The sequence below is a fragment of the Shinella sp. GW835-FHT14H05 genome, from assembly GCF_058793575.1.
Genome location: NZ_JBXAFY010000005.1, coordinates 235,703 through 250,893 on the forward strand (window position 1 = coordinate 235,703; position 15,191 = coordinate 250,893).

Here is a 15,191-nt window from a genome sequence, read left to right on the forward strand (position 1 = left end):
CCTCTGGCCGCGGTTACCGCACGGTTACAGGTTCGCAGCTTCGACTCTGTATGCAATCATGGCGTCGGACAACTTCATTGGCGCCACGGATATATCGATGCGAATCTCCTGCTGGAATGTCGAATGGCACCGCCGCATGTCATGGGCGGGCGAGCAGATTATTGAACGGCTTCTGGCGGATGATCCAGAGATTGTCTGTTGCCCTGAGTCGTACACTGACTTTCTGGGAACCGGGTGGCACGGCATTTTTAGCCAGCCGGACTACGGCTACCCGATCACGCCCGGCAGACGGAAGGTCGCGCTATGGAGCAAGCATCCATGGCACGAGATCGATGATTTCGGATCTGCCGAACTGTCATCGGGCAGGTACGTCGAAGGCGTAACGGATACCAGTCTCGGCCCAGTGCGAGTGGTGGGAGTATGCGTGCCTTGGGAAAGAGCCCACGTTACGACAGGCAACCGCAATCGCGCACTATGGGAAGATCACGTCACGTACCTGCGCGGTTTTAAGCGAATTCAGGGAACGGCAAACTCTTCGCACCCTGTAATAATCATCGGGGACCTCAATCAGCGTATTCCACGTCGCCGCTCACCTGAAAGAGTGTTTGGAGAGTTGGAGGACGCCTTGGCTGGATTTGATATCTGGACGCAAGGTGCTGTTCCAGGCCTTGAGTATCAGCCTGTCTGCCATATCGGGGGCAGCCGGCATTTCCGAGCGACTTTACGTCAAGGATATAGCCGACGAAGCCTCGGCCGGCCCCTCAGCGATCACGACGGGATTTCTGTAGCGATTGATATCTAAATCGCAATTTAATGTTTAGAGAACGATGCCTAGTTTGCGGTCGAGCGTTTGAATTTCTCTTTTCTGCTTTATTCTTTCCAAAGTTCCGAAGCCTCGGTTCGCTGGGTTTTTTTGTTTTTGGCCTTCGGTGCCGCTGCCATCCGGGCAACTCGCTTGACTTCGAGGTTATTTCGGGCATATACCCGCATTATGTCGGCACCTTGCTACTGCAATCGCTTGAGGATGGCCAATCGGAAGCTCAGTGCGCTTTATGATGATGCGCTTGAGCCGATGGGGATTAATATTGCGCAGTTTTCGCTGCTGAGGAATGTCGAGCGGCGGCAGCCGGTGAGTTTGACGGAGCTGGGGCGGCATCTGGAGCTGGATCGTTCGACGCTGGGGCGCAATGTGCGGGTTTTGGAGCGGATGGGGCTGGTTCGGTTCGGGCGGGGGGACGATCATCGCGAGGCGCTGGTGCTGTTGAGCGAGCAGGGGGTGGAGACGCTTCGGGCTTCGGTGCCGCTGTGGCAGGCCTGCCAGGACGATGTGGCGGGGCGTCTGGGGCCGGAAAAACTGGCGCTTCTGACGGAATTGAATAGCCTGCTGTGATTTTTTGGCATTGAAGCGGGTATCTACCCGTAGATTGGATGTTTCATGCAGAACGACATGTCTTTCGCCGGGACGACGGCGCTTTCGCGCTTCTGTGCCCGGCGCGGCATTCACTATGGCTGGGTGGTGGCGGCGGTGACCTTCCTGACGATGCTGGTGACGGCAGGCGCCCTCGGTACGCCGGGCGTGCTGATCGGTCCGCTGCAGCAGGAATTCGGCTGGAGCACGTCGGAGATTTCCTCGGCCCTTGCCATCCGTCTCGTGCTGTTCGGCCTGATGGGGCCGTTCGCGGCGGCGTTCATCAACCGGTTCGGGGTTCGGCAGGTGGCGAGCGCAGCACTCCTTCTGATCGGCGCGGGCATCCTCGGCTCCTTCGCCATGACGGAACTGTGGCAGCTCATGCTTCTGTGGGGCGTCGTCGTCGGGTTCGGCACGGGGCTGACGGCGCTGGTTCTCGGGGCGACGATCGCCACGCGCTGGTTTGCCACCCGGCGCGGCCTTGTCGTCGGCCTTCTGACGGCGAGCACGGCGACCGGGCAGCTGGTGTTCCTGCCGCTGATGGCGTCGCTGACCGAAAGCCTCGGCTGGCGGGAGGCGCTGACGGTCATTCTCGCGATGCTGTTCCTGGCGATGATCGCGGTGCTCGTCTTCATGCGCGACTATCCGTCCGATGTCGGCCTTGCGCCCTATGGCGCGACGGGCGGGCTGCCGACGGCGCCGCCGCCGCGCCAGACGTTTTCGGCGATGCTGGTCTCTCCGATCACCGCGCTGATGGAGGCGGCGCAGACGCGCACCTTCTGGGTACTGTTCGGAACCTTCTTCATCTGCGGCGCCAGCACGAACGGGCTGGTTCAGACACATTTCATCTCGCTGTGCAGCGATTTCGGCATGGCGGCGGTGGCGGCGGCCGGCATGCTGGCGATCATCGGCATTTTCGACATTGCCGGCACGATCGGCTCCGGCTGGCTTTCCGACCGCTTCGACAGCCGCACCCTGCTGTTCTGGTATTATGGCCTGCGCGGGCTTTCGCTGGTCTACCTGCCGTTCACCAGCTTCAGCTATTTCGAATTGTCGATCTTCGCGGTGTTCTACGGGCTGGATTGGGTCGCGACCGTGCCGCCCACCATCAAGCTCACTATCGATCGCTTCGGGTCTCGGGCGCCCATCATCTTCGGCTGGGTCTTCGCCGGCCACCAGCTGGGCGCCGCCTTCGCCGCCTGGGGCGCCGGGTTCACCCGGACGGCCTATGAAACCTACCTGCCGGCCTTCTTCATCGCCGGCCTGCTCTGCCTGATCGGCGCGCTCGCCGTGGTGACGATCCGCGAACCCAAGGTGCCGGAAGCACAGCCGCAGCCGGCCTGAACGCGAAAGGGCCAGCGAAGAACTGGCCCTTTTTCTTGCCTCAGCCCTTGCGGAACACGTAGTCGGTTTCCTGCCGCAGCGTCTCGCCGGGCCGGAGCACGGCGTTCGGGAAGTTTCCGTGATTAATGGCGTCCGGCCAGGTCTGGGTTTCCAGGCAGAAGCCGGCGAAGGGGCCGTAACTGCGGCCGTCGAGGCCGGGGACGGGCGAGGCGACCTTCGCGCCGGTGTAGAGCTGCACGCCGGGCTCGGTGGTCAGCACCGAAAGCGTGATGCCGGAGAGGGGGCTGCGGACCTCGGCCACCGGGCGTTTTGCCTGCCGCGCGGTCGAGAGGCAGAAATTGTGGTCGAAGGCGACGCCGCCTTCTTCGGTCTGCCGGCGGAGCGGCGTCCAGTCGCGCAGGTCGAATGGCGTGCCGGCGACGGGGCGGATCTCGCCGGTCGGGATCAGGTTTTCGTCGACGGGCAGGTAATGCTCGGCCTGAAGGCGGATTTCGTGGCCAAGCGCGTCGGTGCTGGCGTCGAGGATGAAATAGCTGTGCTGGCAGAGGTTCACCGGGGTCGGCGCATTGGTCGTCGCTTCGTAGGTGACGGCGAGCACGCCATCGCCCGAGAGCCGATAGGTGCAGGTGAGGGCGCAGGTGCCGGGATAACCGGCGCGGCCAGCGGGATCGGTCAGCGTCAGCGTGACGAAGTCGGCGCCCTGGCCGGCGACGTGCCAGTTCTGCCGGCCGGTGCCGTCGCTGCCGCCATGCAGGTGCGTGACGCCGCGCTCATTGCGTTCGAGCTGGTAGTCCTGGCCGTCGACCGAGAACCGGCCGCCGGCGATGCGGTTGGCGCAGCGCCCGGGGGTGGCGCCGAAATAGGGGGAATGCTCGTGGTAGGCGGCAAGGTCTTCGAAACCGAGGACGAGCGGTGCATCGTGGCCTTCGAGCCGGAGGTCCTGGATGACCGCGCCCCAGGTGAGCACATGGGCGGTGAGCCCGCCGCCTTTGATCGTGATGCGCTCGACCGCCGCGCCATTTTCCAGGCGGCCGAAGATTTCATTGCCTGCACCCACGCTTGCCTCTCCTCCGCCGGCTTTCAACGCGCGGCAACCTGCTGCAATTTCCCTGTCACCCGCAACCGAAAAAATCATACTTTTCGGAGGGCGCCCTCAGAAGGATTTCTGGTAAATGATGAAGGGCGTCTTGTCGGCGATGCGGTCATAGAGTTGACGCGCCGTCGCGTTGAATTCCTGCGTCATCCAGTAGACTTCCGGCGAACCCGCCTCCTTCGCCTTGGCATAGACGCCTTCGATCAAAGCCCGGCCGATGCCGGAGCCGCGCACCTCAGGATCGGCATAGAGGTCCTGCAGGTAGCAGACATTGTTGACCGTCCAGCAGGAGCGGTGGAAGAGGTAATGGGCCAGGCCGACCGGCTTGCCATCCAGCGTGGCGATAAGGCCGCGGAATTCGCCGTCGGCCGTCTCGCCCGTCAGCCGGGCGAAGGTGGTGGCGAAAATCTCTTCCGGTAGCACCGTCTCGTAGAAGGCGAGATAGGCGGTCCACAGGCGCCGCCATTCGCCTTCATCGTCGGTGTGCAGGGGGCGAATGACGACACGGCTCATGGTCGGGCTCCTGTTCCGATGTTTTCCAGATCATAGGGCGTGGTCTGGTAGATTTCATTGATCCAGTTGCCGAATAGAAGGTGCGCATGGCCGCGCCAGCGGTTCTGCGGCGGCAGCGACGGGTCGTTGTGCGGAAAATAGTTCTTCGGCAGCTTGATCGGCACGCCGGCCGAGACATCACGGAAATATTCGTCGGCAAGCGAGGTCGAATCATATTCCACATGGTTGAAGATGTAGAGCCGGTTTCCGGCCTTCTCCTGCACGAAACACACGCCCGTCTCGTCGGAATCGAGCAGGATGTTGAGCCCGGGCACCGCATGGATGTCCTCAATGCGAACCTCTGTCCAGCGCGAGACCGGCACCTCGAAATTGTCGGAGAAGCCGTTGAGATACACGGATGACGGCCTGCGATTGTGGTGGCGATACACGCCGAAGGCCTTTTCCTCCAGCGTGTGCTTGGGCACGCCGTGGAAATGGTAGATCGCCGCCATCGCGCCCCAGCAGACGTTGAGCGTGGAATGCACGTTGGTCTCGGTCCAGTCGAGGATGCGCTTCATCTCGTCCCAATAGGTGACGTCCTCGTAGTCGAGCGTCTCCACTGGCGCGCCGGTGATGATGAAACCATCGAACTTGCGGTGCCGCACCTCTTCCCACGTATCGTAGAAGGCGAGCAGGTGATCTTCCGAGGTGTTCTTGGCGCGGTGGCCGCCGACGCGCACCAGCGACAGCTCCACCTGGAGCGGCGAGGCGCCGACGAGGCGCGCCATCTGCACTTCGGTCTTGATCTTGTTCGGCATGAGGTTGAGCAGCCCGATCTGCAAGGGGCGGATATCCTGGCGGATCGCCACCGTCTCGGTCATCACCCGCACGCCCTCGTTGACGAGGGTTTCGAAGGCGGGAAGCGTATCGGGAATCTTGATGGGCATGGGTCACTCGATCGAAAAACAAAAACCGGCCGCAACAGTGTCGCAACCGGTCCACGTAAGGTCTTCCTCGCGCGGCCCTTTAGCAACTTGTTTAACGTGGCTGCAAGCCGGCCGGCCAAATCACCACGAGCGTTTTAGATAGCGCTAGTTTCCGTGCGAATCAATCCGTCCCCGGAAACGGGCAAGGCCCGGATGCGGGTAGCATCCGGGCCTTGCTCCTTCAAAGCGTCAAGCGCTTAGTAGTAGTTGTAGTGGCGCTTCTTGTAGTAGACCTTGCCGCCCCAGTGGCCGCCCCAACGGTGGCCGTAGTAGCCGCCGTAATGACGCTTGACGCGGTAGTGCCGGTTGTAGCCATGGTGGCCGTAGCCGTGGCTCTTCCAGCCGTAGCTCTTGTGACCGTAACCGTAATAGCCGGCCTCGGACGGGGCGGCGAAGGAAACAGCAGCGACGACGGCGACGACTGCAGATATAATGAACTTGCGCATGGGACTCTCCTGATCTCTTTCGGGTTACCGGATGAGCTCCTCTCGTCCAGTGATCAGACTTTCCCACATCGCCCTTATCTGCGCTGTTTCGCATGGAACAGGCCGCTTTTCAGCCCTCCAGCTCCTCGCGCAGCATCTCCAGTTCCAGCCATTCCTCTTCCATCTTCGTGAGGGACGCGCGCAGTTTTTCCATCTCGGCGGCAAGCTTGTTGAAGGTGGCGGGATCCTTGGTGAAGAGTGCTGGATCGGCCATCTTCGCCTCGCGGGCGGCGATCTCCTTTTCCGTCTTCTCCATCTCCTTCGGCAGGTTTTCGAGCGCGAATTTCTGCTTGTAGGAGAGTTTCGCCTTGCCTTTTGCTTCCGCAGGCGCTGCGGTGTCGACCGTCTTCGCCTTCTCGGCCTTGTCCGCCCGGCGCTTCTCCTCGATCGCGCCGCGGCGCTGCGCCATCATGTCGGTATAGCCGCCGGCATATTCGATCCAGCGGCCGTCCGGGTTTTCCGGATCGGCAGGCGCGATGGTCGAGGTCACGGTGCGGTCGAGGAAGTCGCGATCGTGGCTGACGAGCAGCACGGTGCCGGCAAAACCCGCGACGATCTCCTGCAACAGGTCGAGCGTCTCGATGTCGAGGTCGTTGGTCGGTTCGTCGAGGATCAAGAGGTTGGTCGGGCGCGACAGGATGCGCGCCAGCATGAGGCGCGCGCGCTCGCCGCCGGACAGGTTGCGGATCGGCGTGCGGGACTGTTCGGGCTGGAACAGGAATTCCTTCATGTAGCCGGTGACATGCCGCTGTTCGCCATTGACGAGCAGCGTCTCGCCGCGGCCGTCGGTGAGATAATGGCCGAGCGTGTCGTCGAGGTTCAGGTTCTCGCGGCGCTGGTCGAGCGTGGCGATTTCCAGGTTCGTGCCGAGTTTCACCGTGCCGCTGTCGGGCGCGAGCTGGCCGGTCAGCATCTTGAGCAGCGTCGTCTTGCCGGCGCCGTTCGGGCCGACGAGGCCGATGCAATCACCGCGATGCACGCGGATCGAGAAGGGCGCGACGATGGTGCGCTCGCCGTAAGCCTTGGTGATCTTTTCCGCCTCGATCACCAGCTTGCCGGATTCCTGGGCGTCGGAGGCGCTCGCCTGCACGCTGCCCTGTGGCCCCTTGTGGCCGCGGTAGCGCGAGCGCAGATCGTGCAGCGCGCCGAGGCGGCGCATGTTGCGCTTGCGGCGTGCCGTCACGCCGTAGCGCAGCCAGTGTTCCTCGCGCTCGATCGCCTTGCCGAGCTTGTGCTGTTCCAGTTCCTCGGCCTCCAGCACCTCGTCGCGCCAGGCTTCGAAATGGCCGAAACCGCGGTTCAGCCGCCGCGACTGGCCGCGGTCGAGCCAGACGGTGGCGTTGGAGACCTTTTCGAGGAAACGACGGTCGTGCGAGATGACGACGAGGGCCGAGCGGGTCGATTGCAGCTCGCCTTCCAGCCATTCGATGGTCGGCAGGTCGAGATGGTTGGTCGGCTCGTCGAGCAGAAGGATGTCCGGTTCCGGGGCCATGACGCGGGCGAGTGCCGCGCGGCGCGCCTCGCCGCCCGAAAGCGACGCCGGGTGCTCGGCGCCGGTCAGCCCCAGATGTTCGAGCAGGTAGGTGACGCGATAGGGATCGTCGCTCGGGCCGAGGCCCGCTTCGGCATAGGCGGCGACCGTCTCGTAGCCGTCGAAATCCGGCGCCTGGTGCAGGTAGCGGATGGTGGCGGAGGGGTGGCGGAACACTTCGCCGGACTGCGCTTCCGCCAGGCCGGCGGCGATCTTCATCAGCGTCGACTTGCCCGAGCCATTGCGGCCGACAAGGGAGATGCGGTCGCCGGGCTCGACTTGCAGGCTGGCGCCGGCAAGCAGCGGCGTGCCGCCGAAGCTCAGGAAGATATCGTCGAGTTTGAGGATGGGCGGTGCCAAGGGTCAGGCTCCTGAAAGGTCATAGGGCCGGGCGATGAAGATCGCGCGGCCGGAGGCGAGCGAAAGGCGAACCGGCCCTTCCGCGACGTTGGAAATGGTGCGCGACGAGCCGAAGGGCAAGGAAAAGTCCTTCAGCGGATAACGCACGTTGCCGATGTCGAGGCCGGCAAGCGGCGAGAGGCCGAGCACGGAAAACAGGCTGCCCTTCGGCAGGTCGATCTCGCGCGTGCCGGGCAGGAGCGGCCAGGCCTCCTCCGTGCCGGAGGTGAGCTTGATGGCAAAACCCTGCTCTTCCAGCGACACGGCATGGATGAGGTGCATCAGCGCATGGTCGGAGCGCTCGCCGCCGAGCGCGCCGGCCAGCACGATTTTTTGCGCGCCGCGCTCGATGGCGACGGAGACGGCGATGGCGCCGTCGGTCTCGTTCTTGGCGACGGGATAGGGCTGGCGTTCGATATCCGGCCAGGCGTCCAGCAGCTCCGGCGGGGTGGAATCGAAATCGCCGACCCAGATTTCCGGTCTCACGCCGAGCGCCGCCGCGTGGCGCATGCCGCCATCGGCCGCCACGAAACGCGCGCCCGCAACATCCGCGGCAAGGCGCGGCGTCGCCTGGAGCGCGCCTCCCAGGAGGACGACGAAGAACGGGTCTGTCGGTGCGGGCATGGTCATGGCTGATGCCCTTAGCGCATGTTCTCCAGAAAGGGAAAGATTTTGGCGGGACGCCTGTCGTAACCGCAAACGGCAAAGGACCCGGATGCAGGGGACATCCGGGCCTTGGGGGAGGTCAGCGGGGTTAAGAAGGCTTACTTGCAGACCTTGATCTTCTTGATGATGACGTTGCCGTAGTAGTCGTAGGACTTCACCTTCTTGATGAAGCAATGCGGCTTGTAGCCGTAGCTGTAATAGCCGGCCTGCGAGGGGGCGGCGAAGGAGATGGCGGCGACGGCTGCGATGGCGGCGGAAATGATGATCTTGCGCATGGAAGTTTCTCCTGATCTCTGAGGGATGAGCCTCTCTCATCCAGTGATCAGACTTTCCCACATCGCCCCGCCGCGCGCTGTTCCGCATGGAACAGGGCCTTGCCTCTTGCGCCGCGCTGCAAGCGGGATTATGCCTTGCCTTGCTCTAACGGGGTGCCACGCGGGTTTTCGACCCACTGGCTGAGAGGCGGTTCCGCCAACCCGAAGAACCTGATCCGGCTCGTACCGGCGGAGGGATTAGACGGCACATTCCAGCGCCCTATTCCCGTTTTGTGAACAGAAGTTTGTGAACAGACTAGGGAGGCGCCGATGCGCAAGACATTCCTCACCTCGATCGCGGCCCTTGCCGTTTCCTTCGCCTTGCCTGCGCTGGCGCAGGAAAAGACGCTGACCGTCTATACCTATGAGAGCTTCGTTTCCGAATGGGGCCCGGGGCCGAAGGTGGCTGAAGCCTTCGCCAAGACCTGCGGCTGCAAGGTCGAATGGGTCGGCGTCGCCGATGGCGTCGAGCTCCTGACGCGCCTCAAGCTCGAAGGTGAGGGCACCAAGGCCGACGTGGTGCTCGGCCTCGACACCAACCTCATCACCGAGGCGAAGGCGACCGGGCTCTTCGAAGCGCATGGTCTGTCGCCGGAAGGCCTGACGGTGCCGGGCGGCTTTTCCGACGACACGTTCCTGCCCTACGACTATGGCCATTTCGCCGTCATCTACGACACCGAGACGATAAAGACGCCGCCGACGAGCCTGAAGGAGCTGGTCGAGGGTGATCCGGCGCAGAAAATCGTCATCGAGGACCCGCGCACGTCCACCCCGGGGCTCGGCCTGCTGCTCTGGGTGAAGTCCGTCTATGGCGACAAGTCCGGTGAGGCCTGGGGCAAGCTCAAGGATCGCGTGCTGACGGTCACGCCCGGCTGGTCGGAGGCTTACGGCCTCTTCACCAAGGGCGAGGCGCCGATGGTGCTGTCCTACACGACGTCGCCGGCCTATCACGTCATCGCCGAAAACACCGAGCGCTACAAGGCGGCCGCCTTCTCCGAAGGGCACTATGTGCAGATCGAAGTGGCCGGCCTGACGCGCACTTCCGACGACAAGGATCTTGCGCGGCAGTTCCTGACCTTCATGACCGGGCCGGATTTCCAGTCGATCATTCCGGAAACCAACTGGATGATGCCGGCCGGCAAGACCAAGGACCCGCTGCCTGCCGCCTTCGACGCGCTGGTGAAGCCGGAAAAGACCTTCCTGATGTCGTCGGACGAGGTCGCGGCCAACCGCAAGGCCTGGATCGACGAATGGCTCGCCGCCATGAGCGCCAAATAAGGTGATGTTCTTCGCCCGCGCCGAACGCCGGACGCTGCGCGTCGCCGGGGGGTTTGCCCTCGGCGTCGTGCTCGTCTTCGTCGGCGCGGCGACGGCCGTGCTTCTGGCGCATGCGGGCGGCGGGGGCGGTGCGCCGCTCTTCGACGCCTATATCTGGCGGGTCGCGCAGTTCACGCTGCTGCAGGCGACGCTGTCGACCTTGCTTTCTATAATACTCGCCATTCCTGTTGCCCGGGCGCTCGCCCGGCAGCGGGATTTTTGGGGGCGGGTCTGGATCATCCGGCTTTCCGTCGTGCCGCTCGGCCTGCCGGCGCTGGTGGCCGCACTCGGCGTCATCGAGATCTGGGGGCGGCAGGGCGTCGTCAATGATCTTTTACGGCTCGGTGGCTTGCAAAACCCGGTCAGCGTCTATGGCCTCACCGGCATCCTGATCGCCCATGTCTTCTTCAACCTGCCGCTCGCCGCGCGCTTCCTGCTTGCCGCCCTCGATCGCATTCCGCCGGAATATTGGCTGAGTTCGGCCAATCTCGGCATGGGCAATGGTGCGGTCTTCCGGCTGATCGAATGGCCGGTCATCCGCCGCGTGCTGCCGGGCATCGCGGGCCTCGTCTTCATGCTCTGCGCGACGAGTTTCACCATCGTGCTGACGCTCGGCGGCGGGCCTGCGGCCACCACCATCGAGGTGGCGATCTACCAGGCGCTGCGCTTCGATTTCGATCCCCAGCGCGCCGTGCTGCTCGCCTTCCTGCAAATCCTGGTCACGGCGGCGCTGCTCTGGCTGATCTCGCTGTTCGGCAGGCCGCCGGACGAGGGGGTGACGGCGGGCCGCGCGATCCGCCGTTTCGATGGTCGCCGGCGGCGCGTGACCGATGGTTTCGTCATCCTCGCCTTCACGCTGTTCACCGCGGCCCCGCTCGCGGCCACCCTCGCCTCCGGCCTTTCCGCGGATTTTGGCCGGCTGGCGGTCGATCCGCTGCTGCAGAGGGCGCTGTTCACCAGCCTCGCCATCTCCTTCGCCTCGGCCAGCCTCAGCCTTGCGATTGCGCTGCCCATTGTGCTCGTGCCACGCCTTGCCGAGACCGGCGATGCCGGCCTTACAACGCGGCTGATCGGCCGGGCGCTGCCGGCCACAGGCTCGCTGATCCTGCTCGTGCCGCCGGTCGTCGTCGCGACGGGCTGGTTTCTGGTGCTGCGCCTGTTCGGCGAGACCGGGCGTTTCGCGCCCGCCATCATCACCGTCATCAATGCGCTGATGGCGCTGCCCTTCGTCGTGCGTGTGCTGGAGCCCGCCTATCGCACACACCTGTCGCGCACCGCGCGGCTGGCGCTGAGCCTCGGCGTCACCGGCATGCATCGCCTGCGATGGATCGACTGGCCGGCGCTGAAGAAACCCTTCCTCACCGCCTTCGCCTTCGCCATGGCGCTGTCGCTCGGCGACCTCGGCGCCGTCGCCATCTTCGGTGCGGATGGTTTCGTGACGCTGCCCTGGTTGCTCTTCTCCCGCATGGCGAGCTATCGCACGGCGGATGCCGCGGGCATCGCGCTAATCCTCGGCGTGATATGCCTTCTGCTGACGCTGCCCTCGACCGCAGTCGACCGAACGACCGAAAGACCTGCCGCCGATGCCTGATACCGCGATCCGCCTTTCCGACGTCACCGTGCGTTTCGACGAGAAGCGGCTCGCTTTCGACTGCGCCATTCCCGCCGGTGCCGCGGTCGCCGTCGCAGGCCCGTCGGGTGCGGGAAAGTCCACCCTGTTCAACGTGATCGCCGGCTTCCAGAAACCGGCGACGGGCACGGTCGCGCTGCTCGGTCAGGACATGGCGGCGCGCGATCCCGCGGAGCGGCCGGTCTCGATCATCTTCCAGGACAACAATCTCTTCGCGCATCTGAGCGTTGCCGAAAATGTCGGGCTCGGCATCGATCCGGGGCTGAAGCTCGATACGGCGGCGCGCCAGCGCGTGTTTTCGGCGCTGTCGCGCGTCGGGCTTGGCGGTTACGAGCGGCGCATGCCGGGCTCGCTTTCCGGCGGCGAGCGGCAGCGGGTGGCGCTTGCCCGCGCGCTGGTGCGGCGCCGGCCGATCCTCCTGCTCGACGAGCCCTTCGCGGCCCTCGACCCGGCCATGCGGGCGGACATGGCCAAACTGCTCTCGGAGCTTCGCGCCGAGACGAAAAGCACCCTGCTCTTCATCACCCACCAGCCGGAGGATATCCGCCGGCTTGCCGACCGGGTGATGTTCCTGGAGGCCGGCGTGATCCTGCTCGATGCGCCGGCGGATGAATTCCTCGTGAGCCGGCATCCACCAGCCGTTGCAAAATTCCTCGGTCATTCCGCGATTTAGCGGGCTGGGGCTGTTTTTGCCCCGCCACCCCGCCACAATTTGGACGCCCCCCTGTGTCACCGGAGCCACAAGGGAACCGTTTGTCGAATCGGGAGTTGCCGGCCGGGTATGGTGCGTCTATCTCATCCATTCGAAGGCGCGAACATGGGTGTTTCGACTGCACCTAAGGGTTGCGGTTCGGACGTGGACCCTTTAGGGCTGTGGGCAGAAGAGATGGCGAAAGCAACGCAGGAAGCTGCAATGGTATCCGGGCGCGGGGTTTTGAGACCTGTCGCGGCGCTGGTGCTTGCCGGCATGCTGCTGTCCGGCTGCCAGTCGATCATCGAGCAGACCTATGAGCCGACGATCTCGCCCTCTTCCAATCCGCAGATCGTCGAAGAGGTGCAGAAGAACGATCCGCGCGCCCAGATGGGTGCGCGCGAGCATCCGCGCATCGTGGCGAGCTATGGCGGCGAATACAAGGACGCCAAGACAGAGCGGCTCGTCGCGCGCATTGCCGGCGCGCTGACGCTCGTCTCGGAAAACCCGAACCAGTCCTACCGCATCACCATCCTGAATTCGCCGGCGATCAACGCCTTCGCGCTGCCGGGCGGTTATCTTTACGTGACGCGCGGCCTGCTGGCACTCGCCAATGACGCCTCGGAAGTGGCGGCCGTGCTGTCGCATGAGATGGCGCACGTCACTGCCAACCACGGCATCGAGCGGCAGAAGAAGGAAGAGGCGGAGGTCATCGCGAGCCGCGTGGTGGCCGAAGTGCTCTCCAGCAACATTGCCGGCAAACAGGCCTTGGCGCGCGGGAAACTGCGGCTTGCCGCCTTCTCGCGCAACCAGGAGCTCCAGGCCGATGTCATCGGCGTGCGCATGCTGGGCGAGGCGGGTTACGACCCCTATGCGGCGGCGCGCTTCCTCGATTCCATGGCCGCCTATGCGCGCTTCACCGCGGTCGATCCCGATTCCGACCAGAGCCTCGACTTCCTGTCGAGCCACCCGAACGCGCCTCAGCGCGTGGAGCTTGCGCGCCTCCATGCGCGCGCCTTCGGCGCGGAAGGCACGAACGGCGATCGCGGCCGCGACTATTACCTCGCCGGCATCGACGGCCTGCTCTACGGCGATGCGCCGGAAGAGGGCTATGTGCGCGGCCAGACCTTCCTGCACGGCAAGCTCGGCATCCGCTTCGACGTGCCGGCCGGGTTCCAGATCGACAACAAGGCCGACGCGGTGCTTGCGACGGGACCGGGCGACGTGGCGATCCGCTTCGACGGTGTGGCCGACAGCCGCAAGCAGGACCTGGTCAACTATATTTCGAGCGGCTGGGTGACGGGGCTGCGGCCGGAAACCATCCAGCCGATCATGATCAACGGGCTGGAGGGCGCCACCGCCAAGGCTGCCGCCGACCGCTGGGACTTCGACGTCACGGTGGTGCGCATCGACGACCAGATCTACCGCTTCCTGACGGCCGTGCCGGCGGGTTCGAAGTCGCTGGAGCCGACGGCTGCCACCCTCAGGGCCTCGTTCCGCAAGCTGACGGCCCCGGAAGTCGCCTCGCTGAAGCCGCTCAGGGTCCGCGTCATCTCGGCACGCGCCGGCGACACCGTCGCCTCGCTTGCCGGGCGCATGATGGGCACCGACCGCAAGCTCGACCTGTTCCGGCTGATCAACGCGATGACGGTGACCAGCACGGTGCGGCCGGGCGAAAAGTTCAAGATTATCAGCGAGTAGTTGGCGCGCGCGGATGGCGCCAGACCGTGGATCCTCGGGTCAAGCCCGAGGATGACGGAGTTTTCTGAGATGTTTGGGAATGACGGATAGAGTGCTGCTCACGGAGCCGCTAACCGACCTTGCCTTACGGAGAGCCTCGCCAGACTTGCTGGGCAATCCTCCCCTCCGTCATCCTCGGGCTTGACCCGAGGACCCATCGGCAACGCGCCTCAAGCGTAGGCGAAATCCGTGGTCTTGCTTATCAGCACGGCCTTCAGCTTTTCCAGCGCCCGGTTCTCGATCTGGCGCACGCGTTCCTTGGAAATGCCGAGCAGGGAGCCCAGTTCCTCCAGCGTCGCGCCGTTCTCCGCCAGGCGGCGGGCGCGGATGATCTTCATCTCGCGCTCGTTGAGCTGGCCGAGTGCCGCGTGCAGCCAATGATGGCGGCGTTCACCGTCGATGCTGTCGAGGGCCTGTTCATCGGGAAGGGGCGCGTCGCTGGTGAGGAAATCCATGCGGTTGGAGCCTTCACCCTCGGCGGATGAGATCGGCGCCTGGAGGGAGACGTCTGAGGCGGAGAGGCGGGCGTCCATGGTGCGCACGTCGGCGGTGCTGACGCCGAGCGCCACGGCGATCTCCTGGTGCATGGCCTCGCTGGTCAGGTGCGTATCGCCGCGGGCGAGCCGGGCGCGCAGCCGCCGGAGATTGAAGAACAGCGCCTTCTGCGCCGAACTGGTGCCGCCGCGCACGATCGACCAGTTGCGCAGCACATAATCCTGGATCGAGGCGCGGATCCACCAGCTTGCATAGGTGGAGAAGCGCACCTGGCGCTCCGGCTCGAAGCGGGCGGCGGCCTCGAGCAGGCCGATATAGCCTTCCTGCACGAGATCGCCGAGCGGCAGGCCGAAATTGCGGAACTTGCCCGCCATGGAGACGACCAGGCGCATATGGGCCATGGCAATGCGGTTGCGGGCTTCCTGATCCTTGTCGTACTTCCAGGCCTGGGCCAGCGCCTGTTCCTCGTCCCTTTCAAGATAGGGAGCGGACATGGCGAGCTTGATCATGCGGCGGTCTGCGGTCGTCGTAGCCATGGCGAGTGTCTCCACGTGAACCGAACCGGCGTGAAGAGGCGTAATCTCCTCGACGCCTGATATG

The 15,191-nt window shown here is 64.4% G+C and carries 15 protein-coding genes and 2 riboswitches; of the genes, 7 read left to right on the forward strand and 8 right to left on the reverse strand.

The window, feature by feature from the left end; translation table 11 throughout:
* Positions 1-58 precede the first annotated feature (58 nt).
* The 3 genes from AC1Q6Z_RS17835 (at position 59) to AC1Q6Z_RS17845 (ending at position 2,752) form a co-directional block, all read left to right on the forward strand.
* Positions 59-802, forward strand: a complete 744-nt coding sequence (locus AC1Q6Z_RS17835; RefSeq protein WP_435268329.1) for an endonuclease/exonuclease/phosphatase family protein — start codon at positions 59-61, stop codon at positions 800-802.
* A gap of 222 nt (positions 803-1,024) precedes the next feature.
* The gene (locus AC1Q6Z_RS17840; RefSeq protein ID WP_435268328.1) at positions 1,025-1,390 is read left to right on the forward strand and encodes a MarR family winged helix-turn-helix transcriptional regulator; all 366 of its coding nucleotides are present in this window, start codon (positions 1,025-1,027) and stop codon (positions 1,388-1,390) included.
* A 45-nt stretch (positions 1,391-1,435) separates the two neighbouring features.
* On the forward strand, positions 1,436-2,752 hold the full coding sequence (locus AC1Q6Z_RS17845; RefSeq protein ID WP_492648744.1) for an MFS transporter: 1,317 nt from the start codon (positions 1,436-1,438) through the stop codon (positions 2,750-2,752).
* A 40-nt stretch (positions 2,753-2,792) separates the two neighbouring features.
* On the opposite strand, the gene AC1Q6Z_RS17850 is transcribed toward AC1Q6Z_RS17845, so the two are convergent.
* From AC1Q6Z_RS17850 to AC1Q6Z_RS17880, 7 genes are all read right to left on the reverse strand, one after another.
* The gene (locus tag AC1Q6Z_RS17850; protein WP_492648745.1) at positions 2,793-3,809 is read right to left on the reverse strand and encodes an aldose epimerase family protein; all 1,017 of its coding nucleotides are present in this window, start codon (positions 3,807-3,809) and stop codon (positions 2,793-2,795) included.
* Between the two features lie 96 nt (positions 3,810-3,905).
* The gene (locus tag AC1Q6Z_RS17855) at positions 3,906-4,358 is read right to left on the reverse strand and encodes a GNAT family N-acetyltransferase (RefSeq protein WP_439618066.1); all 453 of its coding nucleotides are present in this window, start codon (positions 4,356-4,358) and stop codon (positions 3,906-3,908) included.
* Positions 4,355-5,284 carry a homoserine O-acetyltransferase MetA gene (metA, locus tag AC1Q6Z_RS17860; protein ID WP_492648746.1) on the reverse strand — a complete coding sequence of 310 codons (930 nt, stop codon included), beginning with the start codon at positions 5,282-5,284 and terminating at the stop codon, positions 4,355-4,357. The genes AC1Q6Z_RS17855 and metA overlap by 4 nt, the downstream gene beginning before the upstream one ends.
* A 59-nt stretch (positions 5,285-5,343) precedes the next feature.
* Positions 5,344-5,421: riboswitch (SAM riboswitch) on the reverse strand.
* 99 nt (positions 5,422-5,520) lie between these two features.
* Complete coding sequence (locus tag AC1Q6Z_RS17865) at positions 5,521-5,769, reverse strand: hypothetical protein (protein ID WP_435268323.1); 249 nt, start codon at positions 5,767-5,769, stop codon at positions 5,521-5,523.
* A 109-nt stretch (positions 5,770-5,878) separates the two neighbouring features.
* Positions 5,879-7,699 (reverse strand): ABC-F family ATP-binding cassette domain-containing protein, encoded by a 1,821-nt coding sequence (locus tag AC1Q6Z_RS17870; RefSeq protein WP_492648747.1) that lies wholly within the window; start codon positions 7,697-7,699, stop codon positions 5,879-5,881.
* 3 nt (positions 7,700-7,702) lie between these two features.
* Positions 7,703-8,362 (reverse strand): thiamine diphosphokinase, encoded by a 660-nt coding sequence (locus AC1Q6Z_RS17875; protein ID WP_492648822.1) that lies wholly within the window; start codon positions 8,360-8,362, stop codon positions 7,703-7,705.
* Positions 8,363-8,502: 140 nt separating this feature from the next.
* Entirely contained in the window at positions 8,503-8,679 is a 177-nt protein-coding gene (locus AC1Q6Z_RS17880; RefSeq protein ID WP_256121560.1) for a hypothetical protein, read from the reverse strand.
* A gap of 139 nt (positions 8,680-8,818) precedes the next feature.
* Positions 8,819-8,933: riboswitch (TPP riboswitch) on the forward strand.
* Positions 8,934-8,988: 55 nt separating this feature from the next.
* Here AC1Q6Z_RS17880 and thiB point away from each other — a divergent pair.
* The 4 genes from thiB (at position 8,989) to AC1Q6Z_RS17900 (ending at position 14,057) form a co-directional block, all read left to right on the forward strand.
* Positions 8,989-9,996, forward strand: coding sequence for a thiamine ABC transporter substrate binding subunit (gene thiB, locus AC1Q6Z_RS17885; RefSeq protein ID WP_492648748.1), 1,008 nt, complete (start codon positions 8,989-8,991; stop codon positions 9,994-9,996).
* A gap of 4 nt (positions 9,997-10,000) precedes the next feature.
* A complete protein-coding gene (thiP, locus tag AC1Q6Z_RS17890) occupies positions 10,001-11,626 on the forward strand; it encodes a thiamine/thiamine pyrophosphate ABC transporter permease (RefSeq protein WP_492648749.1) in 1,626 nt (541 codons plus the stop codon).
* The gene (gene thiQ / locus AC1Q6Z_RS17895) at positions 11,619-12,338 is read left to right on the forward strand and encodes a thiamine ABC transporter ATP-binding protein (RefSeq protein WP_439618062.1); all 720 of its coding nucleotides are present in this window, start codon (positions 11,619-11,621) and stop codon (positions 12,336-12,338) included. Before thiP ends, thiQ begins: the two co-directional genes overlap by 8 nt.
* Before the next feature lie 240 nt (positions 12,339-12,578).
* Positions 12,579-14,057 (forward strand): M48 family metalloprotease, encoded by a 1,479-nt coding sequence (locus AC1Q6Z_RS17900; RefSeq protein WP_256119497.1) that lies wholly within the window; start codon positions 12,579-12,581, stop codon positions 14,055-14,057.
* A gap of 209 nt (positions 14,058-14,266) precedes the next feature.
* Here AC1Q6Z_RS17900 and AC1Q6Z_RS17905 read toward each other — a convergent pair whose 3' ends face one another.
* On the reverse strand, positions 14,267-15,127 hold the full coding sequence (locus tag AC1Q6Z_RS17905; protein WP_435268318.1) for an RNA polymerase factor sigma-32: 861 nt from the start codon (positions 15,125-15,127) through the stop codon (positions 14,267-14,269).
* Positions 15,128-15,191: the final 64 nt, after the last annotated feature.